This is a genomic window from Brucella sp. TWI559 (assembly GCF_039674265.1).
GTDB lineage: Bacteria > Pseudomonadota > Alphaproteobacteria > Rhizobiales > Rhizobiaceae > Brucella > Brucella chromiisoli.
In genome coordinates this window covers 644080-666506 of sequence record NZ_JBDJNE010000001.1, presented here as the reverse complement: position 1 = coordinate 666506, position 22427 = coordinate 644080, and the positions used below count along the sequence as shown (strand labels likewise).

Sequence of the window (22427 nt, the reverse complement as noted above, 5' to 3'; positions counted from 1 at the left end):
CAGTGTAAATGTTATCCGAAACGCCTGATACGCGGCTTTCGGTCGTGACCGAGCATGAGTTCGGTCAGCGCCCAGACAAGGGCATCAAGACGGTCCGGCGAGCGCCCGGTGGACAGACCTTCGGGTGCGAAATCACACATTTCATCTTCAAGTGCTGCAAAGCGTCCTGCATGACGAACACGATCCTGTTCATAAAGGGCCGCCACCGGCTCGGCGCGCAGCCATTTGCCGCGCGATGCATGCCGCATCAGCACCGGAACGGTGGCATCTTCGGCCGACAGAACGGCGGCAACCATTTCACCGCCCTGATTGACCTCGGCCAAAATCGCATCGGCCTCATAAGAATGATAAAGTGCGATTGCACGCCGCGCCCATTGATGCGGCTTGGCCATATTCATGCTTTCATCAGCCAACACATGCGCAAAGCCATTTTCATCAATCCCGGCCACAACGATTCCGCAGGCATCCGACGATTTGTTGGATGATGCAGGCGGATCAACAGCGATCAGAATACGCTCAAGCTCAGGGGCTTTGGGTTCAAAACACTGTTCGATCCGCTCACGCGACCACAAAGCGCCTGCGCGCTCCTCAATCAATTCGCCATCGAGTTCCTGTCGTCCAAGACGGGTTCCCGCATAGCGTTGATTGATAGTCTCCATAAAGCCAACAGCCAGATGCGCTGCATTCTCCGCGGTGCGCATATGCGTCATGGTTACAGAACTGTCTGTCATCAGCGCCTTCAACAATGGCACTGCCCTCGGTGTTGTCGTCACCACCTGACGTGGGAAGTCTCCCAGTCGAAGCCCGAATTGTAGCATGTCCCATGTGGCTTGCGGGTTTTTCCACTTTGCAAGCTCATCGCACCATGCGGCATCAAACTGCGGCCCACGCAAGCCATCTGGATCTTCTGATGTATAAAGAGACGCCACGGCCCCATTGTCCCACAGCAGTCGCCTGCGCGTTGTTTCATAACGGGGACGCGAAATGCGCGACACCGATAAAATGCCGGAAGGGCCATCGACCATCACCTCACGCGCATCGGCGAAGGTTTCGCCGACCAGCGCAATATGTCCGCACGCTTTCTGCGAGAAAGGTGCCAATCCCAATGCCATCCCCGATGCCCATTCCGCCCCTGCCCTCGTTTTTCCCGAGCCACGACCGCCCAGAATAAGCCAGGTCCGCCAGTCACCAAATGGTGGCAATTGCGCATCACGCGCCCTGATCAGCCATTCACAATCCGCTGCCAATATCTGATTTTGCGTCAAGTCCGCGCCCCAAGATGTCCCGCGCGCGCCTTTGAGCAAGATCTTCAATTCTCCTGTCTATGCGGATAAGCGCCTGTCGAACCTCGTGAAGGCTTGCAACGGATGTCACCGTGTCCCCTTCAGCAGTCTGTGTTTCAGCAACAAGCTCGCCAACGGTTTTCACAGCCTTGGCCAGTGCCATCAGGGCTTCAGCCTTGCTTTTGTCCGGCAAATCATCGCCATCAATTAATTTATTGAGTTCTGCCTGCAATCTTTGCAAAGCCGTTTCACTGGCAGACGGCTTGCTGACAATTTTATCATCCAGATTGAGACGCCCGAGACGAATCCGATAGTTTTTTTCCGTGATGCCCATCACCTGCGCAATATCCGCAGGGGTGATTTCATGTTTTATTTGCAGGCAAAAAGCCAGCCTGACCTGCGCCTCGCGGTCCGCGTCATTTTTTTGCGTCTTCAACGGCCATATCCGTCAGGTTTAACCTCTTTTCATGCAAAACCCCGAAAGCGCGTTGCTTCCGGGGTTTTGTAAATATCGATAAAAGCCAGGGGTATCGAAGCTCTCATCGGTATCAGTCACAATTTCTTGACCGTATCTAATTGGTAGCAAAGCACCGTTACGCCGTCAAGGACTATTTTCCTATTTATGATTTTTTTCATATCGACTTTTGTCGACTCTGTTTACGAATTAAAATGAGTTATAACTTATTAATCTGCTATTATCCGCGAGCAGGTTTCGCTCGTTTCATAAATTTTACGGCTTTAAAGTAGAGTTCATGCGTAAAACGGCCGATGAAAGTTCTAACAAAAAAAGCCGCCGGCCCTTCCGGGTTTCCCGGCTTATAGGACTTGATGCCTGGATCGATTCCGGCCTCTATAATCTGCGTTCTCATACACGTGAATGGTGGGAAAATATCACTATTTTCTCGCGCAGATTTCGTGTTCGCGGCTTTCGACGTCTGGTCGTGGAAGTGCTGGATGAAGGCTTTACGCTTGGCACGATTGGCGCCGTCTTTATGCTCGGACTTGCACTTCCAGCTTTTGAAGAAACCAAAAAAGACTGGCGTGCGCAGGATGACTATGCCGTCACCTTTCTCGATCGATATGGCAATGAAATAGGCCAACGCGGGATTTTGCATCGTCAGGCAGTGCCGATTGATGAACTGCCCGATCATGTCATCAAAGCAGTGCTTGGTACGGAAGATCGTCGCTTTTTCGATCATTATGGCATTGATTTCTGGGGGCTCAGCCGCGCGCTCAATCAGAATCTGCGTGCCAATGGCGTGGTGCAAGGCGGCTCGACCCTCACGCAGCAGCTTGCCAAGAACCTGTTTCTTTCGAATGAGCGGACGATTGAACGCAAGATCAAGGAAGCTTTCCTCGCCATTTGGCTTGAAAGCAATCTCACCAAGAAAGAGATTCTCCAACTGTATCTCGACCGCGCTTATATGGGGGGCGGTACATTCGGGATTGCTGCTGCCTCCGAGTTTTATTTCGGTAAAAACGTCAAAGATGTCACTCTTGCAGAAGCCGCCATGCTGGCCGGGCTTTTCAAAGCGCCTGCGAAATTCGCACCGCATGTCAATCTGCCTGCGGCACGCGCACGCGCCAATGTGGTGCTTTCCAACATGGTTGAAAGCGGCTTCATGAGCAATGGCCAGGTGGCTGTTGCGCGCCGCAACCCTGCCAGCATCATCGACCGTGCAAAAAATGAAAGCCCCGACTATTTCCTGGACTGGGCCTTCGAAGAAGTCAAAAAAGTTGCAGGAAAACTTCCCCAGCATACGCTCACCGTACGCACGACACTCGACCGCAACATTCAGAAAGCGGCTGAGGAATCGCTCGAATTCTATCTGCGCCAGAATGGCAAAGAGTATAATGTCTCGGAAGCAGCCACCGTCGTCATAGCCAATGACGGTTCGGTGCGTGCGCTTGTCGGTGGGCGCGACTATGGCGAGAGCCAGTTTAATCGCGCAACCAAAGCGCTGCGGCAGGCAGGATCGTCCTTCAAGCCTTATGTCTATGCGGCCGCGATGGAAAAAGGTCTGACGCCAAGCACGGTCGTTTCCGATGCACCGATTAGTTGGGGCAACTGGTCACCACGCAATTATGGCCGCAGCTTTGCCGGACGCGTTGATCTCACAACAGCACTTGTGCGCTCGCTCAATTCGGTGCCTGTGCGCCTTGCGCGCGATCATCTCACAACTGCCCCCATTGTTGCACTTGCAAAAGCCATGGGGGTGGAATCAACCATTTCTTCGCATAAAACCATGGTGCTCGGCACATCGGAAATGACGGTGATGGATCAGGCAACCGGCTTTAACGTCTTTCCCAATGGCGGAATGGCTGGCAATCGCCATGGCTTTACGCAGATCATATCGGCAGATGGAAAAGTGTTATGGGATTTTACCCGCGATGCACCAAAGCCGCATCGTGCGCTGTCCGAAAAAGCAGCGTTTGAGATGAACTCAATGCTTGTGCAGGTGCCAGAACGCGGTACGGCACGCCGCGCAGCCCTTTCCATGACGCGGGTTGGCGGCAAAACAGGCACGACGCAGAACTATCGCGATGCATGGTTTGTCGGCTTCACCGGAAATTTCACAGCCGCAGTCTGGTTCGGCAATGATAATTTCACGCCGATGAAAGAGCTTACCGGTGGCGTTCTGCCTGCGATGGCATGGCAGCGCATGATGAATTACGCGCATCAGAATATCGAGCTAAAGCCAATACCCGGTATCACGCCTGCCTTCCCCGCCCCTGCAAAGACGCCCCAGGCAACGCTTGCGGCAACGGCAAGCCCGCAGGAAATGATGGCCGCTCCACCGCGCGTTCTCTCACCCGCCGCGACAAAAACGCTTAAAGAGCTGCGCGACAAATTCCTCAGTTCGCCGCCCGTTCCCTCGCTTGCGGGACGAACAAAAATATCGGTTCTTTGAGTCCAGAATGCTGAAAACAATTCTCAAAGTTCTGGCCGTGCTCACGATTGCAATTGGCGGCGGTATATGGGTGACCGATTATACGCTGGACCATTTTGACGGGTTCGGTGAATTGCAGCTTGACGCGTGGAATGCCTACCCCGCCTCCGGTACCAGTCAGGCCGATCCTTATTCAAAGGCGCGCGCCGCGCGCAAAGCCTCGCTTGCACTCGGAACAGCTGAAGGGCTACCGTTTTATGCGCGTCGTGATAGCCATGGAGCGGAATTGCGGCGCGGGTGCAGTTATCGCCTTACCGGACTGACACCACCGGCACGTTTCTGGACGCTCTATCCGGCCGATCCGAACCTTGAGCCACTTACCCCCCGCGAAGGTCTGCAACCTGCGCTGCACTCACGTGAAGTGCTTTATGACAATGACGGCAGCATTCAAATCACAGTGGGGCCAGATGCCAGCCCGGATAACTGGCTGCCCGTTGAAGGCAGTGGCAGTTTCGTGCTTGTCATGACACTTTATGATACACCGGCTGCAAGTTCGTCCGGGCTGACTGATCTCGTCATGCCACGCATTCTGCCAATTACCGGACGGGAGGCTTGTCGTGGCTAAGGTGCTCCGCCTGTTGGTGCTTGGTCTGGTCGGCGCTGCAATCGTGCATATTGCGGTGTTGTTGCTGGTTCCGCTTTATTCGAGCAAGAATGCGTGGTCACATCTGGAAGCTTTGGGCGAGCCTTATCGCTTCTATATGCTTTCCGACACATCGGGGCTTGTCAGCGATCAGGACCCACTCATAGAACAGGCCGCATGCCGGTTTGACCTGACCGATGGCCCCGTACAGATCACCGCAAAAGGCAATCTACCTTTCTGGTCGCTATCGGTTTACGCACCCAATGGCGATAATCTTTACAGCCTCAATGATAATGTGTCGACTGACCGGCAGCTTGATCTGATCATTGCCGATCCGCTTGGTGTTGCAGCGCTTCGTGCCGAGGGTCTGCAGAATGATGGCCGTTCCATCATTATTGAACTGAATGCCGGCGAAGGTGCGGTTCTCCTGCGGGGGTTCGTTCCTGATGCGAGCTGGGGTCAGCAGGTCCAGGACTTTTTCACACAAGCAAACTGCACACCATATGAAGCGGGTTAACTCCCTGCGAAACAGACACTTTCTTACGCACGGTTAATGAGTTGCTAAGGCTTCATACCTATTATCGAGGTTGCCGACTTGTGGCAGATGGCGTTCGTAGTTTTAGGTCGTGTGGAGTAATTTTGCGTGACAAATGATCAGTTCCGCGTGCTGGAAGAGATTTCAGCGAACCGGAGCCAATCACATTCAAGAGCTGACAGCAGCAAAGCAGACGACCTTCTGGGCGCTGCAATAGCTGCGTTTGCCTCCATCACACGCCCCAGCCGTCACGATGCGCATCAGCTTGAAGATCTAGTATTTCCGCTCATTGAACGCGCAACCACACGCGGAAAACGGCAAGCCGCCCACGCACTTGCTCAGATTGAAGACGCGCCGCGCCGGCTCATTCTTTCGCTTGCAAGCGAGCCAGTCGAGATTTCCGCACCAATCCTTTTGCGTTCGCCGGTTTTGCGATCCGAAGATTTGCTCGACATCATCGCCAAGAATGGGCTGGACCATGCCCGCGCTGTTGCTCGCAGGCAGTCTGACGACCCGTTGCTGAAAAATGTTCTGCGCAGCTTCGATGATCCGGCAATCAATCGATTGCTGGCCCTGCAGGAAAATCTCGCGGGCCTTGAACCTGAAAAGCCCGTCACGTCAGAATACACAATTGAAAAGCCGGATGACGGCTCACCCTTTGCGTCATCGCTTTCCGGTACAAGCGCACTCTGGGCACCTGAATATCTTATCGATACGGCTTTGCTCATCGATGATCAGATTTTCCGGACGGCGCTGGCCGATTCGCTTGATGTATCTTTTGAGCGCGCCGATCACATTATCGGGCAATGGCCGCAAACACATTTGCCTATCGCACTGCGCGCACTTGGAATATCCGCTTCGGAATGTTTCATGATCATGTCAGCGCTTTTGGGGCCGATTGCAGCCAGTCGCGATCATTTGCGCGAATTCGTTCAGATGTATCGTTCGATTGACCGCGAAAAAGCTGTCATGCTCGTGCGGCGCTGGAAGGCTGATGACATGTCGAAACTGTTGCGCAGCAAGTTGCGCGAGATGGCGACTGCCGCGGATGTAAATACCGCTACAGCACGATCAAACTTATAGATCATCCGGTGAAATAGAAAATAGATTTGCCGGATCAGCCAGATCTTCCAGTTCAACCAACCAAAGATCTGGATCAAAGCGAATTTCGCGCTCCATGCGCTCCCCTGCTTTGAGATCATCCACCTCGTGGAGAATGCGCAAAAACATGCGTTCTCCATCATCGTCTTCATCATAAGACGTCTGCGGTGCGGGCGAATATAGATCACATGTTCCAAGGCGCGAACTGACTTTGATGAAGATCGCACCGGCCTCTTTGGAGCCACGACGCGCGAGATAGGCAAATCCGCCCTCGCCCTGCACTCTGCGGATTAAAGCCGACACCCAGAAATCAGATGTAACACGCATCAGCTTATCAACCCGATTTCGCGCATCTTGGAAATCAGTGCAGCATCGACTTCTCCCGTGACGCGCAGGTTGAACAATTTCTGGAATTCACGAATGGCATCCTGCGTCGACTTACCGGGAACCCCGTCAACGCTCACTTTTTCATTGCCGAAAGCTTTAAGGCCCGCCTGCACGCGGACAATATCCTGAGAGGAAATCCTTGCCTGCTGCTCAATGGCCGGTGCCGATGCCGCATGCTTCTTTTGCGGCGCTGGTTTACGCTCCAGCGATGCAAGATCGGGCGCGCGATTTGCTGTTTCACTGACTTTCAACACGGCAGGTTCGGGACGCGGTGTCGGTATGGCCAGATCGATGACCTTTGCAACATCATCTTGCGATGGCGTTTGTACCGGAGCATTTTGTGCAGGAACACCGAGCTTCTTCTGAAGTGCCTGCCACCGCTCAATTGCCTCACGCGTCTGGGGGCCGGTGAAGCCATCGACGGCGCCTTGATAAATACCAAGCGTCAACAATCTTTGTTGTAATCGCGCGATCTCCAGATCGGCATTTGGTGCAAGAGCGGGCAGCATTTCATCAATAGAGCCTGTCACTTGCAGGCGATCAGGCGACAATTCTGCGCTCTCCGCCACTGATTGCGACGGCACTGTCTGTGGTGTTTCTATGCTGGCAGTTTCATGCTTTTTATCAACAACCGTTCCAGGCAGCACCGCACGTGGCGTTGCCTGGAAAACAAAATTCGCACGGGTTTTGAAAAACACGGCATTATGCGCTTCTGGCTGATACCAAAGCGCATTGGCCGAAACAAACCCCATCACCACGATAAACGCTGTGGCTCCGCCTGTAAGCACAGGATTGCGCACGATGACATTACCAGCGAAAATCGCCAGCGCGGAAGCCGAACTGAAGAAGAACTTGAGCAGACGGCGACCGAGGCTATGCCGTTTTGCGGGCTTGCGCGTCGATCCGCTCTGGGCTTTGTTCCCGGTTTTCGTCTTTCTGCCAGTCATTATTCCGTTCTCCCTGGTGACGGTGCATGTCAATAACCGTGCCAAGTTGCTGTTGATCTTCTTCTCCCAAAGCGCCCAGTTCGAGCAGTTTTTGTGGGCCTGCAACCGGAAGGTGGACCGTTACGACCGTTCCTTCGCCCACACAGCTTTTAATTTGCATCGAGCCTTGATGCAGTTCCACCAGCCCCTTGACCACCGAAAGGCCAAGGCCGCTGCCCTCTTGCGCGCGCGTATAGTGATTGTCTGCGCGCACGAATGGCGCCCCGATGCGCTGCATATCTTCCGGTTCAATGCCAATGCCGGTATCAGAGACCACGATTTCGAGATGTGGACGCCCATTGATCATTACACGCGCAGCATCGATCGTGACGCATCCACCGGTTTGCGTAAATTTCACGGCATTGGCTGCAAGATTGATCAAGATTTGCTGTAGCGCACGGCGATCCGCCACCAGATCACCGGTGCTCGCATTCACACGATGACAAAAAGCGATGCCCTTTTTCTCGGCCTGCGGCAGCATAACAGCCGCACACAGTTCAGCCACTTCCCTGAAATTAATATTCTGTGGCTCAATGCCGTAAGTGCCAGTTTCAAGCTTTGAATTATCAAGCACAGAATTGACCAGCTCGAGCAGATAATGGCCCGACTTATGAATGAGACCAGCATATTCGCGCTGTTTTTCATTCTGCAACTGACAGCCCATTTCGTGCGAGAGCATATCCGAAAAGCCGATGATCGAATTGAGCGGCGTGCGCAGTTCATGGCTGACGGTTGCAAGCAAACGTCCCTTGCTGATCCGTTCCGCTTCAAGCTGCGCTTTCAGCGCATTGATTTCTTCAAGCAGCTTATGTTCGCCTTCGAGCGAACGGCCGACCAGGGTGATAATTCCGTTGCTGGCAGCACCTTCCATACGGAAGGCCAGAAAAACCGGAGTGCCGTTTTCCAGCATGCGCAGACGAATATCCGCTGGCTGTGATGCATGTCCTGAACGCAGGTCCGCCAGAAGCGACAAATATTGCACGCGATCTGCAACATGGATCCGATCAATCAACGCAACGCCTTCAAGATTGTGTGGCTGCACGCCCAGCACTGCTGCGGACTGCGCATCAACTTGAGTGAGAACGCCCTCGATATCCAGACAGAGTCGCACACCGCCTTCCGCGACAACAGGTTGATGCTGCACAAGCGGCTTTGATTGAAGTGCAGATTTAATCGCAAAACTGCGCGCTATAAGGCTCATCATATAAAGTATCAAAATGATCAGCGATGCGGGTGCAACGGATATGCCACCTTTAAGCGCAAAGAAACTTAAAACGCAGGCGCTCAAGCCAGTCGCTGCAAGCACAGGCGGAATTTTACGGCTGACAAACCATATTTCCAGCGGCAAGGCTGCTGCTATTATCCAAAGCGCGACATTGCTGGCATTTAGAAACATTGAAATTGCGGCAAGACCGGCGCCATAGGCCAAGAAATTCAACGCTCCAAGTGCTGCAACGCTCAAACCCATGAGGCTGAGCGCGCATAGAATCATCGCAAAGCCAGCAAAACTTGCGGCAAGAACAGCAATGGCTGCAAAATCTGTCGTTAAGCCCGATGCGAGCACGGCTGCAAACAGAAGGGTGGGCATGAGCATAAATGAGCCGACAGTGCGAAGCGCTACGGCATCCGATTGGTCAGTCCAACGCTGGCAAAAACGTTCGTGAAAACGCGCCAACGTCTGCACCTTCGTGCCGAGAATCTGTGCTGCGTTCAAAAGAATGGCGTTCAACTTGCCTTACTCACTCAATACTCGCTCGGTTTATCCATCGCGGAAGAACCTCTGAAAGCCAGAATGCAGGTGAGGCTTTAAAGAAACGATAAAACGAAGCCATCTTCAGCAACTTGATGCAGAATCTGACGGTTCGGCGCGGGTGTTTTTCCGCTATGGTAAACAGATGGTGGATATGGGCAGTCCCGATTGCCTTTCAAGGCGCGCCACAATCAGGCGTAAGACACCAGCGATTCTTACGGTTACGGAATCTTTTCAAATTACGTAGACAATGCCATTACCAATCCCGGCCAACAAACTCCGAGCGTAATGATCCGTTTTCTCATCAAATCCGTATTCTGGTTGTCGCTGGCATTTATTGTCATGCCGCACTTCTTTCCTGCGGACAAAGAAAACACGTCATCTAAAAATGCTGCTTCGGTTGAAGCAATGGCAAAGCCAGACTCCATCAATCAACTGCTTGCAAACGGCAAAACGGCATTGGAAGTTGGAAAGCTCTGCGCCAACAATCCTGCATTGTGCGAAAATGGCACGTCTTTGCTTTCAAGTGCAGCCAGCGGAATCCTACACCGCAGCGGCAGTATCCTCGAATATCTGAGTGATCGCATCGGCACAAAGCATGAGATACCTGCTGCCACTGTTACAAAGCAGGAGCCGCTGACAGAGCCTTCAAAGACGTCTCTCCAGACCATTCCGGTCCCCACGCCGCGTGCAAGCGCATTGCGAGCGCAAGCGAGATGAACGAAGCCCGTGAATGCAGACAGAGCCCAGAGCACATCCTGAAAAGTGCGAAACAGTTTTCCGTGACCTTAGCGGCTTTTGTCCCTATATAGATGGCTTATCCAAGATTTTATTCAGGCGAATGTCATGACCACCACGATAGACAGCATTATCTCCGACTTCGAATTTCTCGACGATTGGGAAGACCGCTACCGCTATGTGATTGATCTTGGAAAAGAATTGCCTGCCTACCCGGAAGATGCCCGCGATGCCGCACACAAGGTGCAGGGCTGTGTCAGTCAAGTCTGGCTCAAAACCATTCCACATGAGGGCGATGACCCGATTGTGGAGTTTCTGGGCGATTCAGATGCCCATATCGTGCGCGGGCTGGTGGCCATTGTGCTTGCCTTCTATTCAGGCCGCAAGGCATCGGAAATCGTCGCATCCGATCCCGAAGACCTGCTTAAGAAGCTCGGACTGGATGAGCATTTAACGCCACAGCGTTCTAATGGCCTTCGCTCCATGGTGGCGCGTATTCGCAGGGATGCAGAAATTCTCCGTGTTTCAGCTTAACAGTTTTTCGACTGCAAGCGCGGCTGAGAGCAGCTCTTTATCAGCGCCATTGCGTGCGCTCATCATCAGGCCTGCCGGCATCCCTGAAACAGGCATCGGCAGTGTAATGCTGCAAAGATCGAACTGATTGGCAATCTGCGTATTGCGCAATAACAGTTCTTCAACCCGATCATATTCGGCAGGGTTTCCACTGACCGATGCGATGGTTGGTGCAACAATCGGCGTTGTTGGCGCGATGAAAAAATCAATGTCGCGCAGCCGCTGATCCATTTCTTCAATCAGCTTCAACCGTGTATCCATCAGCTGGTTATAGGCTTCATTGGAGACGTTAAGACGCTTTACAAGCGTATGTTTTACCCTCTCATCGACGTTCGCGTCAGGGTCTTTCAGCCAAGTTTGCGCATGAACACGGCTCGCTTCAATACCGGCAATTGAGCCAATGCGGGTCGCTTCGTAAAAGGCAAGAATAAGATCATCCAGTTCAATTCTTACAACTCGTGCTCCGGCTTTTTCGAGCGTGCTCGCCGCCAGATCAAAAGCGGTCGCGACCTCCGGCTGCATGTCGTGCAGCAAAAGGCCAGCAGGCAGCCCTACTGTTCGCCCCTCCACAGACGCAAAAACAGGCAAAACCCGGCTATCGCCTGCCATTACCGCATCGACAAGAATGCAGTCGCTCACGTTTTTCGTTAAAGGGCCAATCGAATCAAGCGATGGAGCGAGCGGAAAGGCACCTTGGAGCGGAATGCGTTTTGCGGTCGGCTTGAAACCGACCAAACCATTGAGTGCCGCCGGAATGCGAACGGAACCGCCTGTATCAGAACCAATCGCAATTTCACTGGTGCCCTGCGCAGCAGAGACCGCAGCACCGGACGACGACCCTCCCGGCACACGTGTTGGATCGACGGCATTTGCCGGAACGCCATAATGCGGATTGAGCCCCACTGCGGTGAACGCAAATTCCGTCATGTGGGTCTTGCCGACGATGATGGCACCCGCAGCTCTCAGGCGTTGCACAATAATCGCGTCCGTATGCGCAGGCGCAGCCGTTTTGCGAATGACGGAGCCAGCCAGCGTTGGCTCTCCTTTCACATCGAACAGGTCTTTGATCGAAACGATCCGGCCATCAAGCGGACCAAGAACACGCCTCTCTTTCGCACGTTGCTCAGACGCGCTAGCCTCAAAACGCGCCGTCTCCTGATAGACAACACTGAAGACGCACCCATTTTTCGCGCTCGTCTCAAGCTCTTTCAGAATTGTCTCCAGATTTTGCCGACAGCTTTGCATTTTCGTTTCCATATTCAAATTGCGATCAGCCCTTTGCCGGGCTTGCAGTCGGGCGATAGTCATCAGAACCCCAATGCAGAATCACCGGAGATCGGCATTCTTTTGCGAGTTGTGGATTATAATGTCGGTGTAGCATAGAAAGTCCCATTTTCAGCAGCATTTTGCCAGAACGCACCGGCCACTGTCGTTCCCGCTCTACCGTTTCAAGTCCTTTGAGAAAGCAGCATACATCAATCAGTACGCCGCTTAATTCGGGGCCAACGGCATCCAGCGCCCGCTCCACGCGCATCCGGCTTGCCAGCGCAATATCGGTGAGTTCCACCATCCCACCCGGCCCCGAACGCGTGGAACCAGAAACACCGACATCCCAGCGCGCTGACATGGATGGCATCATAGCGCCACGGGTAAAATCGGCCCGTAATCTCTCGCCTGCGCGAAATTCATCTTCACAAATGAAACTTCCACCATCTGCGTTGCGAAGACGATAAAGTTTCGCAAGCGGAGATTCAGACAGGTTGATTTCAACCTTTTCACCGTGCTCAATCTCAACGGTTTCTGTCTTGCGCACAGGTTTTGGATTTTTCGCCGCAGTCTTGCGCGTATAGCCTGAAATCACCAAGCGCTCGCCTTCGCAAATCACAATGCCGCGCTTTTGCATTGCATCCAGTTCGACACGCGTTACGGCTATATTTCCCTGCTCGCCAACCAGCAAAACATGTGTTTCGCGGACCGAATCCTGCATCTCGCAGCCACCCTGCCTGAGAAAACGAATGATCCGGGCTTCGGACGTCGAATATGTTGTGCTCATGCTGCCATCCTCCACGCCGAGAACCCTTGATTAACAACCTTTTCCAGCGTCGCAACCACAGCGTCGTAATCCTCATCATCGCGCCTGTCCTCCACGAGGTGGCAGGCATACATAACCGTCGTACGATCGCGGGCAAAACCGACAGCCACCTCACGCATCACCATTCCGAATGAAGTATGTGCGAGATACATTCCCAATTGTCGAACCTGTGCCACTTCTCTCCTGCATCGCAAAGGCGACCGTAATTCTGCGCCACTGACAGCGAAATAAGCAGACAATAAATCGATAAGCGCATCACAGATTTCCACGTTTTTCTCCTGACGCCTGCGCCCCAAAGCAGGACCGGAATTATCCGGGTTAAGCGTTCGTCCGTGTCGCGCTGCAATGACTCGTAAAGCTTCTACAGCTTCTGCGCGGGTATGGATGATATCCGAAAATTTCAGAGACATTCATCTTTCCTCACTATTATAGGAATATGTTCTTATAATGAGGATTCTGCAAGTGGGGATAAGTTTATTGAAGCATTAAGACACTTCATTATCCAGAGATTTTATCAAAAAATAGGAATTTTATCCAACAGCCGCCAAAGACGGTGATCCTATCATCGGTACGCATCACGAACCCATGAAAGATCACCAAATGGAAATTGTTCTTCGTAAAGCCTGCCAGGCATTTCTGGCAGCACGCAGCCAGGAGCGTATGAACTCCATGCAGCGCATCGCACTACAGATTATCGCCGGTATCGATATGGATAATCTCTTGAGCGCCCCGCAAGACCAACAAAAACAAGCGCAAAGCAAGCTTATCCGGCTGATCGAGCGCGAGCGCCTGAAGGGCATCAGTGGCCACTGGAGCTACGATCTCAACAGACATATCGCTTTGAAGCAGGCCCTCGACAGGCTTGGCGGAGAAATAAATACAATGAAGAGAAAGACCGTATCAGGCATAGCGAGATAAGCGCTCGAATAAAATTCAAATAAAAATAGCCCGGCATATCAATGCCGGGCTACACTCAACCTGTTTTACAACACGTAACGAATTAGAGCTCCGATCTGATTAAAACAGATCAAAGCTCTAAATTTTTCTATTTGAAGCACAATCTTAACGACCTTCGCTTCGCTCCGGTCGGATTATGCTCTAAATTATGCGTCCTTAGGCTTACGGCCCAGACCCATCTTCTTTGCAAGACGCGAACGTGCTGCAGCATAGTTCGGAGCAACCATTGGATAGTTAGGATCAAGATCCCACTTTTCACGATACTGCTCAGGAGACAGGCTGTAATGGGTCATCAGGTGACGCTTCAGCGACTTGAACTTTTTGCCGTCTTCGAGGCAAATGATGTAATCATCATGAACCGATTTCTTCGGATTTACGGCCGGCTTTGGTTTTTCAACAACGACAGGCGCTTCTTCACGAGCAACGTGGCTCTTGAAAGCAGCATGTACTTCTGAAATCAGGAGAGGCAGTTCACTTGCGCGAATAGAATTATTTCCGACATAAGCTGCAACAACATCAGCAGTCAGGCTGAGAAGCAATTCTGCGCTCTCGTCGTAAACTTCAGAGTTTTCCATTTTATTTCCTTTTTGGTCGTCTTAGCATCAAACAGATTATGGCTCTCAAAAACCTGAATGCCGTCTGCGCGAATTTCTTATCCCCACCCCACCTTACAAACGATGCAATTAACAATGAATAGTGTCATTTGCAATAGAATTGTCAAACCACATTACATTAAAGTGGCCGGTTTCTTCTTATGTCATTAAATACAACATAATTATTCCCGGACTCAGGCCATCAAGTTGACTGAAAACACACAGACAGCGCTGCTTTCAGCGCCATAATTTATTCGTATTGATGGGCGGAAATGGAAAATTGTGTTGGCGCGCCCTTACGTTGCAGAGCACTCATAAGCAATCATTTTTTTGTGATAAGTCTTTTACCATAAGCTAAAACAAATATCATTCTTCACGTGAGACCCTGAACAAGGAGTCGGGCAACAAAAAGGCCAGAGTACAATATATTTTGATTAAATAAACTCGCATTCAACGGTGTCACCAACTATATATTCGCCATACGTACATCAGCAGATTGAGCCCGATTAGCGTAGACAAGATTTATCAGTGGGTTGAAGCACTTACCCCGGAGCGCGCTTTGATCAGATTGAATCACATCAGTGCTCTAAACTGACAAGAACCAACTGGCAGTCTTACACTGCAATACGCCAAAGAGAGGACAAAACCATGTCAAGCTCTACCAGTCAGAGAAGCAATCTTAAGGTTGTTAAGACTGATGCCGAATGGCGGGAACAGCTCACGCCCATTCAGTATCAGATCACACGCCAGCACGGCACAGAACGCGCTTTTTCAAGCCCGAATTTCGACAGTTCGCTGCATGGAACCTATCGATGCGTTTGTTGTGATCGTCCGCTCTACAAGTCGGAAGCGAAATATGAATCAGGCACTGGCTGGCCAAGTTTCTATCAGCCGATTGAACCTGATGCCGTTTCTGCATTTGAAGATCATTCCTATGGTATGACCCGCACTGAAATCCGCTGCTCAGACTGCGATGCGCATCTGGGCCACGTCTTTCCCGATGGTCCGCCACCAACCGGCCTGCGCTATTGCATGAACGGAAATGCACTGATTTTCGATCAGGATTAATTCTTGTGTTTAACAGTCCGGAACGGCACAACGGTTCGGACTGATTTCATTTGCTTTTTACTGGATTTTACATGCCACACGACACCAATTTTCTTCAGCCACCAAAAGCACCAAAGCATCCTGCGAGCGATACACGCCATGGCATCACCCGCACCGATGATTATGCGTGGCTGCGCGCCGATAACTGGCAGGAGGTCTTCAAGGATCCGTCTGTTCTGGCGCCTGAAATTCATGATCATCTGGAGGCAGAAAACGCCTATCAGACAGCGCTCATGAAAAATACAGAAGCGCTTCAGAAGCAGCTGTTTGCCGAGATGCGTGGTCGCATCAAGGAAGACGATTCATCGATTCCGTCAAAGGACGGTCCCTATGCTTATGGCATGTCGTTCCGGACCGGCGGCGAGCAGCCTTACTTCATTCGCACCCCACGCGATGGCGGTGATGAAACCATTCTGCTCGATGGCGACAAGGAAGCGGAAGATAAAGCTTATTTCCGCCTCGCGTCCGCCGATCATTCGCCCGATCACAATCGCTTGATCTGGGGCTATGACGATAAGGGATCAGAGTTCTACAAGCTCAGAGTTCGTGATCTCAGCACCATGTCGGATCTCGAAGATATTCTGTCGGATACCAACGGCGGCGGAAGCTGGGATGCAGACAGCAAAGGTTTTTTCTATACTTTGCTGGATGAAAACCATCGCCCCTCCAAGGTCTTTTACCATGAAATCGGCACTGAACAGTCGCAGGATAAGCTGATCTATGAAGAGAAGGACGCCGGTTTCTTCCTCGGTGTTGGCGGTTCTGCACTGGATGATTTTATCTTCATCGATATTCACGATCACGAGACTTCGGAATGCTGGCTGTTGCCAGCCAACGATCCATCTGCAAAACCGCAGTTGATCATGGCGCGCCAAACGGGTGTTGAATACGATATCGCGCCCGGCGGCGATGAGTTCTTCATTCTGACGAATGTTGACAGCGCCAAAGACTTCAAGATCATGCGCGCGCCCGCATCGGCACCGCAACCAGAAAACTGGGAAGAGCTGGTTCCAGAAGTACCGGGACGCCTGATCTTGTCGCATTCCGCCTATAAGCGGCATCTGGTCTGGATGGAACGTGACAATGGCCTGCCACGCATCATTATCCGTGATCGCGAAACCGGTGAGCAGCACGCGATTGCATTCGACGAAGAAGCCTATTCGCTTGGCCTGCATGGCAGCGCGGAATATGATACAGATGTTATTCGCTTCTCCTATTCTTCGATGACCACGCCTGAGCAGCTGTTTGATTATAATATGCGCACGCGTCAGCGCACGCTGCTTAAAACGCAGGAAGTCCCATCAGGCCATAATATTGCTGACTATGTGACACGCCGCGTCCTTGCTCCGGCAGCGGATGGCGAGTTGGTGCCTGTGTCGCTGATCTATCACAAGGATACAAAGCTCGACGGTTCGGCCCCTTGCCTGCTTTATGGCTATGGTTCTTACGGCATCACCATCCCAGCAAGTTTCAGCACCTCGCGCCTGTCGCTTGTTGATCGTGGCTTCGTCTATGCCATCGCCCATATTCGTGGCGGCAAGGACAAGGGTTTTGCCTGGTACGAAAACGGCAAACGTGAAAAGAAGACCAACACGTTTACGGATTTCATTGCGGCAGCAAAACACCTCGTCAGCGAAGGCTTTACGAGCCATGATCGCATCGTCGCCCATGGTGGTTCGGCAGGCGGCATGCTGATGGGTGCGATTGCCAATATGGCACCGGAAGCCTTTGGCGGCATCGTCGCGGAAGTGCCTTTTGTCGATGTTCTCAACACCATGCTCGATGATACACTGCCGCTGACGCCGCCAGAATGGCCGGAATGGGGCAATCCGATCACCTCGGAAACCGATTACCGCAACATCGCGTCCTATTCGCCTTACGATAATGTCCGCGCGCACGCCTATCCGCGCATTCTGGCAGTGGCTGGTCTGACCGACCCGCGCGTTACCTATTGGGAACCTGCCAAGTGGGTTGCGAAACTGCGCGAGCTTAAGACAGACGAGCACCCAGTTCTTTTCCGCATCAATATGGATGCCGGACATGCCGGAGCATCAGGCCGGTTCTCTCGACTGGAGGAAGTCGCTTACACCTATGCTTTTGCGCTGAAAGCAGTCGGAAAAGCTTAGCGGCCTTATTTATAATCACTCCCGGCAAATCAATTGCCGGGAGTTTTTATTGAGCTTATATTGTCTAGATCAATACACGCGGAGATCAGTTCATGCATCGCGCATTTTTGACCGCTCTTATTGCTTTTCCTTTGTTGGCTCCAGCAACACAGGCTGGAGCTCAGGTGCGCAAAAATGTCAGCGAATATGCGGGGCAGCGTTGCAACACGCCACCACGCGGCAGCGGTATCATTGTCGGTCAGTTCAGCGGTGTGGACGATTCGCCCTTTATCAGTGACGGTGACGGGCGCGTGCCGATTGATCGCTACCGCTGTTTCACGACAATGGCAGAGTGCAAAGGCTGGCTCTATACCATGCAAAGCAAGTACACGAGTGCCGGAGCGGCAACGGTTGTGCGCTGTACAAAGCGGTAATCAGCGACTGGATGGATAGCCGTTTGAATGCGCCGGAATGGTTTTGAGATAAGCAGCAATCGCATCGCGATCGGCATCTGTCAGGTGCGCCATATTGGTTACAACATCCGCCATTGATCCACCGAGTGAATCAAAATCAGGTGTGAAGCCGCTTTGCAGTGCATAGGCGATATCATTTTCACTCCAATTACCAATACCACCCTCTCCAGAAGTAATATTGGGAACCACACCCTTGCGACCGTCGCTGCCCGTTTCAGGCGACAGAGCACCGGCCATCCATTGCGTATCATCAAGCCCGCCAATGACAGTGCGCGGCGTATGGCACTCGCCACAATGACCAAGCGCTTCGGTCAGATATTGACCGCGCTTGACCTGATCAGACACATTTGTCAGTTCAACCACCGGCTTGTCGGACAGATAAAGCTGCTTCCAAAGCCCCAAGCCACGACGGATATTGAACGGAAATCCGAGCTTATGCGGTGCCGTCACATTATCAGACGCAGGCAAAGTCTTCATATAGGCAAACAGGTCTGCCACATCCTGCGGCTGCATTTTTGCGTAAGATGTGTAGGGAAAAGATGGATAGAGATGCTCCCCTGCCCGCCCTGTTCCTTTGAGCATTGCATTGGCAAAGTCGTGCAGGGTCCAATTGCCAATGCCCTCTTCTGACGGAGAAATATTGGGGGCAATGAAGGTACCAAAATCCGAAACCAATTCGTGGCCCCCGGCGAGTAGCTTTCGGTCCTCATCTTTTGCTTCGGGCGCCGCATGACAGGAAGCGCAGCCCCCTGCCCAGAACACCTGCTCGCCATTTGTAACATCACCCGGCTGCAAGGATGCGATCACCGACTGATCCACCGTCTGTGGCGTTGTCAGCATCCAAAAGGAGGCTGCACCAATGATGATTACAGCGCCTGCGGCATATGCGATTTTACGGGCCATTGTTGTGCTGATGTTAATTCTTCTTCACCCGATAGGCCTGATGGCAGGAACCGCAATTGGCTGCAACCTGCTGAAATGCTGGCTTCAAAGCATCAAGATCAGCAGGTTTGGCCGCGAGCGCTGCGGCTGCGTCAGAGCGAAATTTTTCAACGTGCTTGACGAAGTCTTGCTTGTTTTCCCAAATCTTTGGCGAAGCTTCCGTGTCACCCTGATCAGAACCGGCTGGGAACAAGGCATCAACGTCAAACTTCTTCGCATCAGCGTTGATCTTTTCAAGGGCTGCGAGAGCGGTTACGGCATCAAAAGGCTTATCACCCTTCACCATCGGTGCGAGCTGTCCAACAGAACGCCCCATATCCTTCATGATTGCCTGACGGTCTGCAATCGCATCGGCATGGGCTGCGCCGGCGGTCAAAAGAGCCACTGAGCTGATAGCCAGAAAAAATGAACGCATACGGTCCTCCGCAGTTGAAAATGGATGAAAATCACCCCTATGCAAATATCTGATACGTTCACCGCCTTTGCAACAAGCGCACCTAATAAATGGTGACAATAATAAACAACATGCTGATATTATATCGAATATTACAATATATTCACGTTAACGTGAAAATCATGATTAAAATACTATTGTTTAAGCACTCTCAGCGTTGCGGCCTAATCTATGAACGAGCACCCATAATCATGAATATAAAAATCATATTTTATGCAATTCTTGATCAGCAAATAAAAACCCCGCTTTCGCGGGGTTTAAAGCTCATTATGAAACGGCAGATTATGCCTTTTCGTAAAGCTCCAGGACATAATCCCAGTTGATCAGGCTGTCCACAAAAGCTTCGAGGTACTTCGGACGCGCGTTGCGGTAGTCGATATAGTAGGAATGTTCCCATACGTCGACGCCGAGGATTGGCGTTGCGCCGTGAACAAGCGGGCTTTCACCGTTTGCAGTCTTCGAGATTTCGAGCTTGCCATCTTTAACCGACAACCATGCCCAACCCGAACCGAACTGACCAGCGCCAGCTGCGATAAAGTCTTCGCGGAACTTGTCGTAACCGCCGAGATCGGATTCGACTGCCTTTTCAAGCTTGCCTGGCAGCTTCTTGCCGCCGCCGTCTTTCTTCATCCAGTTCCAGAAATGGAGATGGTTGTAGTGCTGGCCAGCATTGTTGAAGAGTGCCTGATTCTTGCCGAAGCTTTCCTTGACGATCTCTTCGAGGCTCTTGCCTTCGAGGCCGGAACCTTCAAGCAGCTTGTTACCATTGGTAACATAAGCCTGATGGTGTTTGTCGTGGTGGAATTCGAGCGTTTCGCGCGACATGAACGGAGCAAGTGCGTCATAATCGTATGGAAGGGCGGGCAGTTCAAAAGCCATTGGAACTCTCCTCTTTGTCTTTCAGCTTACAACAGGCAGCGACTGGGGGCAGTGTGAATACATGCCCGAAAACTTGCGTGCGCAATCTACATAGGCCGCAACGGTTCATGCGGCAATGGCGCATGTTCTAAATTTGCCATGCAACTCGATGAATTTTTATTGAAATTGCATAAGGATAGAGGCCATTCTATTTTTTTTGAGATAAATGCCCAAAGGGAGAAAACCGGTGTCCTATAGTTCCTATGTTTTCGACGCTTATGGCACATTGTTCGATGTGCATTCTGCCGTGCGTCGTTATGAGGAAAAGGCAGGACCGGATGGGGCGGCTTTTTCCCTGCTCTGGCGCACAAAGCAGCTCGAATATTCGTGGACACTGAGCTTGATGGGCGAATATCGCGATTTCTGGAAGCTCACGGAAGAAGCGCTTGATTTCGCCTTTGCACGGTATCCGTCCGTCGACCCGACGCTTCGCAGTGACCTGCTTGAGGCTTACTGGAAACTGGACTGTTACGAAGAAGTCCCTGCGGCCCTTAAAAGCCTGAAAAATCGCGGCGCGCGGTTGGCTATTCTGTCCAATGGTTCACCTGCCATGCTTGAAGCCGCCGTCAAATCATCCGCCCTTGATGAATTGCTCGATGATATCATCTCTGCAGATCGTGTGAGACGATATAAGACGTCGCCATCTGTCTATGAACTCGTCACAATGCAGTGGCGGCTTTATCCGTCTGCCATTTCATTTCAATCGTCCAATCGCTGGGATGTGGCAGGGGCTGCGCGATTCGGAATGCGTGCAGTCTGGATCAACCGATCCAATCAGCCAGACGAGTACAGGCACTATCCTCCCGCTCTCATCTTACCGAGCCTGCAACTGCTCGACTGAAACTCACCCAAACTTGATCAATCCAAATTGGGTGACAATGGCCTGTTGCGGCCAAAGTTGTGTCGCAACGGCAACACACGCCCCATAGCGGCCTATCAGCCACTTTTAAGCCTTATTATGAACCCCTGGCGGTCACATTTATCGGGCGTTTTGCGACCAATAAATGCGGAACGAAATGTCTGTAGCATCGTTATCGCCGCGTAATTTGTGACCACAGCAACGGGTTGGTCGCACTTAATTAACCCTGACCGTTGTAGTTATATCCACAGATCCTCCCGCCACCAAAATGGTTTTCATATGCAAACGACTCTTACCCGCCGTTCTTTTCTGACGGCCATGACAGCAACAGCGGCGGCCGGCCTCGCCGGTTGTGCTCAGTTGGGGCAGAATGTTCCCATCATTGATGTCGATGCCAATGGCAATCCTATCAACAAGACACCGCAAGCCAATGTCGACGCTTCTTACGGAAGCTGGGCATCCATGTATGCAGCGGTTGAAGACAACGGCTATCAGCTTCCGGCTATTCCGATCCAGAAAATGGACAAGCGCTATCTGCGTCAGGTTGTTCAGGATCCAACGGGCGAAATGCCGGGCACAATCGTCGTCGATACGGCCAATCGCTTCCTTTATCTGGTGCTCGGCAACGGTCAGGCAATGCGCTACGGTGTCGGCATTGGTCGTGACGGCTTTGCATGGTCAGGCCGCGCTGTTATTCAGTACAAGCGCGAATGGCCACGCTGGACGCCACCGGATGAAATGGTTGCGCGTCAGCCAGAACTCGAACCCTATAGCTCGCGCAATGGCGGCATGGCTCCGGGTCTCAAGAACCCGCTTGGCGCACGCGCGCTTTACATCTTCAAGGATGGCAAAGACACAATCTACCGCCTGCACGGCAATCCGGAGTGGTGGTCAATCGGCAAAGCCGTTTCTTCAGGCTGTGTACGTCTGATGAACCAGGACATTATCGATCTTTACAACCGCGTTCCGCCAAAATCACCAATCGTGGTGATCTGATACAAAAAAGCCCGGAGTTTCCTCCGGGCTTTTTTACTTCACCA

Annotated in this window: 24 protein-coding genes; 12 read left to right on the top strand and 12 right to left on the bottom strand. The window is 52.1% G+C overall.

The window, feature by feature from the left end:
• Positions 1-11: 11 nt before the first annotated feature.
• Positions 12-1304, bottom strand: coding sequence for a DNA-packaging protein (locus ABE530_RS03130; RefSeq protein WP_456094071.1), 1293 nt, complete (start codon positions 1302-1304; stop codon positions 12-14).
• Positions 1231-1719, bottom strand: coding sequence for a hypothetical protein (locus tag ABE530_RS03125; RefSeq protein WP_265983191.1), 489 nt, complete (start codon positions 1717-1719; stop codon positions 1231-1233). Before ABE530_RS03125 ends, ABE530_RS03130 begins: the two co-directional genes overlap by 74 nt.
• Before the next feature lie 316 nt (positions 1720-2035).
• Here ABE530_RS03125 and ABE530_RS03120 point away from each other — a divergent pair, with 316 nt between their 5' ends.
• The 4 genes from ABE530_RS03120 to ABE530_RS03105 all read left to right on the top strand — a co-directional run bounded on the left by ABE530_RS03120 (position 2036) and on the right by ABE530_RS03105 (position 6435).
• On the top strand, positions 2036-4195 hold the full coding sequence (locus ABE530_RS03120; RefSeq protein ID WP_499693541.1) for a transglycosylase domain-containing protein: 2160 nt from the start codon (positions 2036-2038) through the stop codon (positions 4193-4195).
• 7 nt (positions 4196-4202) lie between these two features.
• A complete protein-coding gene (locus ABE530_RS03115; protein ID WP_499693540.1) occupies positions 4203-4799 on the top strand; it encodes a DUF1214 domain-containing protein in 597 nt (198 codons plus the stop codon).
• A complete protein-coding gene (locus ABE530_RS03110) occupies positions 4792-5334 on the top strand; it encodes a DUF1254 domain-containing protein (protein ID WP_265983187.1) in 543 nt (180 codons plus the stop codon). The genes ABE530_RS03115 and ABE530_RS03110 overlap by 8 nt, the downstream gene beginning before the upstream one ends.
• Positions 5335-5460: 126 nt before the next feature.
• Positions 5461-6435 (top strand): DUF2336 domain-containing protein, encoded by a 975-nt coding sequence (locus tag ABE530_RS03105; protein WP_499693539.1) that lies wholly within the window; start codon positions 5461-5463, stop codon positions 6433-6435.
• On the opposite strand, the gene ABE530_RS03100 is transcribed toward ABE530_RS03105, so the two are convergent.
• From ABE530_RS03100 to ABE530_RS03090, 3 genes are read right to left on the bottom strand one after another with little or no spacing between them, the layout of a single operon-like run.
• Complete coding sequence (locus tag ABE530_RS03100; protein ID WP_499693538.1) at positions 6430-6780, bottom strand: DUF1491 family protein; 351 nt, start codon at positions 6778-6780, stop codon at positions 6430-6432. The genes ABE530_RS03105 and ABE530_RS03100 overlap by 6 nt on opposite strands.
• The gene (locus ABE530_RS03095; protein ID WP_499693537.1) at positions 6780-7787 is read right to left on the bottom strand and encodes a peptidoglycan-binding domain-containing protein; all 1008 of its coding nucleotides are present in this window, start codon (positions 7785-7787) and stop codon (positions 6780-6782) included. Before ABE530_RS03095 ends, ABE530_RS03100 begins: the two co-directional genes overlap by 1 nt.
• Positions 7714-9555: a sensor histidine kinase gene (locus tag ABE530_RS03090; RefSeq protein WP_499693536.1), complete on the bottom strand. Its 1842-nt coding sequence runs from the start codon at positions 9553-9555 to the stop codon at positions 7714-7716. The genes ABE530_RS03095 and ABE530_RS03090 overlap by 74 nt, the downstream gene beginning before the upstream one ends.
• Positions 9556-9864: 309 nt before the next feature.
• Here ABE530_RS03090 and ABE530_RS03085 point away from each other — a divergent pair, with 309 nt between their 5' ends.
• Together ABE530_RS03085 and ABE530_RS03080 are read left to right on the top strand one after the other, a co-directional pair.
• Positions 9865-10296: a hypothetical protein gene (locus ABE530_RS03085; RefSeq protein ID WP_265983180.1), complete on the top strand. Its 432-nt coding sequence runs from the start codon at positions 9865-9867 to the stop codon at positions 10294-10296.
• 126 nt (positions 10297-10422) lie between these two features.
• Positions 10423-10848, top strand: a complete 426-nt coding sequence (locus ABE530_RS03080) for a SufE family protein (protein WP_265983179.1) — start codon at positions 10423-10425, stop codon at positions 10846-10848.
• Here the strand turns inward: ABE530_RS03080 and ABE530_RS03075 are convergent.
• Genes ABE530_RS03075 through ABE530_RS03065 form a run of 3 tightly spaced genes read right to left on the bottom strand, consistent with a single transcriptional unit; the run spans position 10840 to position 13383 of the window.
• Positions 10840-12132 carry an amidase gene (locus tag ABE530_RS03075; protein ID WP_499693535.1) on the bottom strand — a complete coding sequence of 431 codons (1293 nt, stop codon included), beginning with the start codon at positions 12130-12132 and terminating at the stop codon, positions 10840-10842. The two genes, ABE530_RS03080 and ABE530_RS03075, sit on opposite strands and share 9 nt — an antisense overlap.
• Positions 12133-12157: 25 nt before the next feature.
• Positions 12158-12940, bottom strand: a complete 783-nt coding sequence (locus tag ABE530_RS03070) for a DUF6456 domain-containing protein (protein ID WP_499693534.1) — start codon at positions 12938-12940, stop codon at positions 12158-12160.
• Positions 12937-13383 carry a helix-turn-helix domain-containing protein gene (locus ABE530_RS03065; RefSeq protein ID WP_265983854.1) on the bottom strand — a complete coding sequence of 149 codons (447 nt, stop codon included), beginning with the start codon at positions 13381-13383 and terminating at the stop codon, positions 12937-12939. The genes ABE530_RS03070 and ABE530_RS03065 overlap by 4 nt, the downstream gene beginning before the upstream one ends.
• A gap of 196 nt (positions 13384-13579) precedes the next feature.
• Here ABE530_RS03065 and ABE530_RS03060 point away from each other — a divergent pair, with 196 nt between their 5' ends.
• Positions 13580-13897: a cytoplasmic protein gene (locus ABE530_RS03060; protein WP_499693533.1), complete on the top strand. Its 318-nt coding sequence runs from the start codon at positions 13580-13582 to the stop codon at positions 13895-13897.
• Between the two features lie 185 nt (positions 13898-14082).
• Here ABE530_RS03060 and ABE530_RS03055 read toward each other — a convergent pair whose 3' ends face one another.
• Positions 14083-14511 (bottom strand): Ros/MucR family transcriptional regulator, encoded by a 429-nt coding sequence (locus ABE530_RS03055; protein WP_265983175.1) that lies wholly within the window; start codon positions 14509-14511, stop codon positions 14083-14085.
• 666 nt (positions 14512-15177) lie between these two features.
• Between ABE530_RS03055 and msrB the strand changes: the two genes are divergently transcribed.
• The 3 genes from msrB (at position 15178) to ABE530_RS03040 (ending at position 18175) form a co-directional block, all read left to right on the top strand.
• Positions 15178-15597 carry a peptide-methionine (R)-S-oxide reductase MsrB gene (gene msrB, locus ABE530_RS03050; RefSeq protein WP_265983173.1) on the top strand — a complete coding sequence of 140 codons (420 nt, stop codon included), beginning with the start codon at positions 15178-15180 and terminating at the stop codon, positions 15595-15597.
• A 71-nt stretch (positions 15598-15668) separates the two neighbouring features.
• Positions 15669-17762 carry a S9 family peptidase gene (locus ABE530_RS03045; protein ID WP_499693532.1) on the top strand — a complete coding sequence of 698 codons (2094 nt, stop codon included), beginning with the start codon at positions 15669-15671 and terminating at the stop codon, positions 17760-17762.
• A 92-nt stretch (positions 17763-17854) separates the two neighbouring features.
• Entirely contained in the window at positions 17855-18175 is a 321-nt protein-coding gene (locus tag ABE530_RS03040) for a hypothetical protein (protein WP_265983170.1), read from the top strand.
• Here ABE530_RS03040 and ABE530_RS03035 read toward each other — a convergent pair whose 3' ends face one another.
• From ABE530_RS03035 to ABE530_RS03025, 3 genes are all read right to left on the bottom strand, one after another.
• Complete coding sequence (locus ABE530_RS03035) at positions 18176-19117, bottom strand: c-type cytochrome (RefSeq protein WP_499693531.1); 942 nt, start codon at positions 19115-19117, stop codon at positions 18176-18178.
• A 13-nt stretch (positions 19118-19130) separates the two neighbouring features.
• Positions 19131-19571 (bottom strand): c-type cytochrome, encoded by a 441-nt coding sequence (locus ABE530_RS03030; protein WP_499693530.1) that lies wholly within the window; start codon positions 19569-19571, stop codon positions 19131-19133.
• A 321-nt stretch (positions 19572-19892) separates the two neighbouring features.
• Positions 19893-20489, bottom strand: a complete 597-nt coding sequence (locus ABE530_RS03025; RefSeq protein ID WP_265983165.1) for a superoxide dismutase — start codon at positions 20487-20489, stop codon at positions 19893-19895.
• Between the two features lie 226 nt (positions 20490-20715).
• Here ABE530_RS03025 and ABE530_RS03020 point away from each other — a divergent pair, with 226 nt between their 5' ends.
• A complete protein-coding gene (locus ABE530_RS03020) occupies positions 20716-21369 on the top strand; it encodes a haloacid dehalogenase type II (protein ID WP_265983163.1) in 654 nt (217 codons plus the stop codon).
• Positions 21370-21666: 297 nt separating this feature from the next.
• The gene (locus ABE530_RS03015; protein ID WP_265983161.1) at positions 21667-22383 is read left to right on the top strand and encodes a L,D-transpeptidase; all 717 of its coding nucleotides are present in this window, start codon (positions 21667-21669) and stop codon (positions 22381-22383) included.
• Positions 22384-22427 lie beyond the last annotated feature (44 nt).

Excerpts from the sequence above, each read along its gene's own strand:
- ABE530_RS03100 (WP_499693538.1), bottom strand. The coding sequence starts at position 6,780 with ATGCGTGTTACATCTGATTTCTGGGTGTCGGCTTTAATCCGCAGAGTG.
- ABE530_RS03060 (WP_499693533.1), top strand. The coding sequence starts at position 13,580 with ATGGAAATTGTTCTTCGTAAAGCCTGCCAGGCATTTCTGGCAGCACGC.
- ABE530_RS03055 (WP_265983175.1), bottom strand. The coding sequence starts at position 14,511 with ATGGAAAACTCTGAAGTTTACGACGAGAGCGCAGAATTGCTTCTCAGC.
- ABE530_RS03015 (WP_265983161.1), top strand. The coding sequence starts at position 21,667 with ATGCAAACGACTCTTACCCGCCGTTCTTTTCTGACGGCCATGACAGCA.
- ABE530_RS03075 (WP_499693535.1), bottom strand. The coding sequence starts at position 12,132 with ATGCAAAGCTGTCGGCAAAATCTGGAGACAATTCTGAAAGAGCTTGAG.
- ABE530_RS03085 (WP_265983180.1), top strand. The coding sequence starts at position 9,865 with ATGATCCGTTTTCTCATCAAATCCGTATTCTGGTTGTCGCTGGCATTT.
- ABE530_RS03025 (WP_265983165.1), bottom strand. The coding sequence starts at position 20,489 with ATGGCTTTTGAACTGCCCGCCCTTCCATACGATTATGACGCACTTGCT.
- ABE530_RS03030 (WP_499693530.1), bottom strand. The coding sequence starts at position 19,571 with ATGCGTTCATTTTTTCTGGCTATCAGCTCAGTGGCTCTTTTGACCGCC.
- ABE530_RS03045 (WP_499693532.1), top strand. The coding sequence starts at position 15,669 with ATGCCACACGACACCAATTTTCTTCAGCCACCAAAAGCACCAAAGCAT.
- ABE530_RS03095 (WP_499693537.1), bottom strand. The coding sequence starts at position 7,787 with ATGACTGGCAGAAAGACGAAAACCGGGAACAAAGCCCAGAGCGGATCG.
- ABE530_RS03115 (WP_499693540.1), top strand. The coding sequence starts at position 4,203 with ATGCTGAAAACAATTCTCAAAGTTCTGGCCGTGCTCACGATTGCAATT.
- msrB (WP_265983173.1), top strand. The coding sequence starts at position 15,178 with ATGTCAAGCTCTACCAGTCAGAGAAGCAATCTTAAGGTTGTTAAGACT.
- ABE530_RS03040 (WP_265983170.1), top strand. The coding sequence starts at position 17,855 with ATGCATCGCGCATTTTTGACCGCTCTTATTGCTTTTCCTTTGTTGGCT.
- ABE530_RS03080 (WP_265983179.1), top strand. The coding sequence starts at position 10,423 with ATGACCACCACGATAGACAGCATTATCTCCGACTTCGAATTTCTCGAC.
- ABE530_RS03070 (WP_499693534.1), bottom strand. The coding sequence starts at position 12,940 with ATGAGCACAACATATTCGACGTCCGAAGCCCGGATCATTCGTTTTCTC.
- ABE530_RS03120 (WP_499693541.1), top strand. The coding sequence starts at position 2,036 with ATGCGTAAAACGGCCGATGAAAGTTCTAACAAAAAAAGCCGCCGGCCC.
- ABE530_RS03035 (WP_499693531.1), bottom strand. The coding sequence starts at position 19,117 with ATGGCCCGTAAAATCGCATATGCCGCAGGCGCTGTAATCATCATTGGT.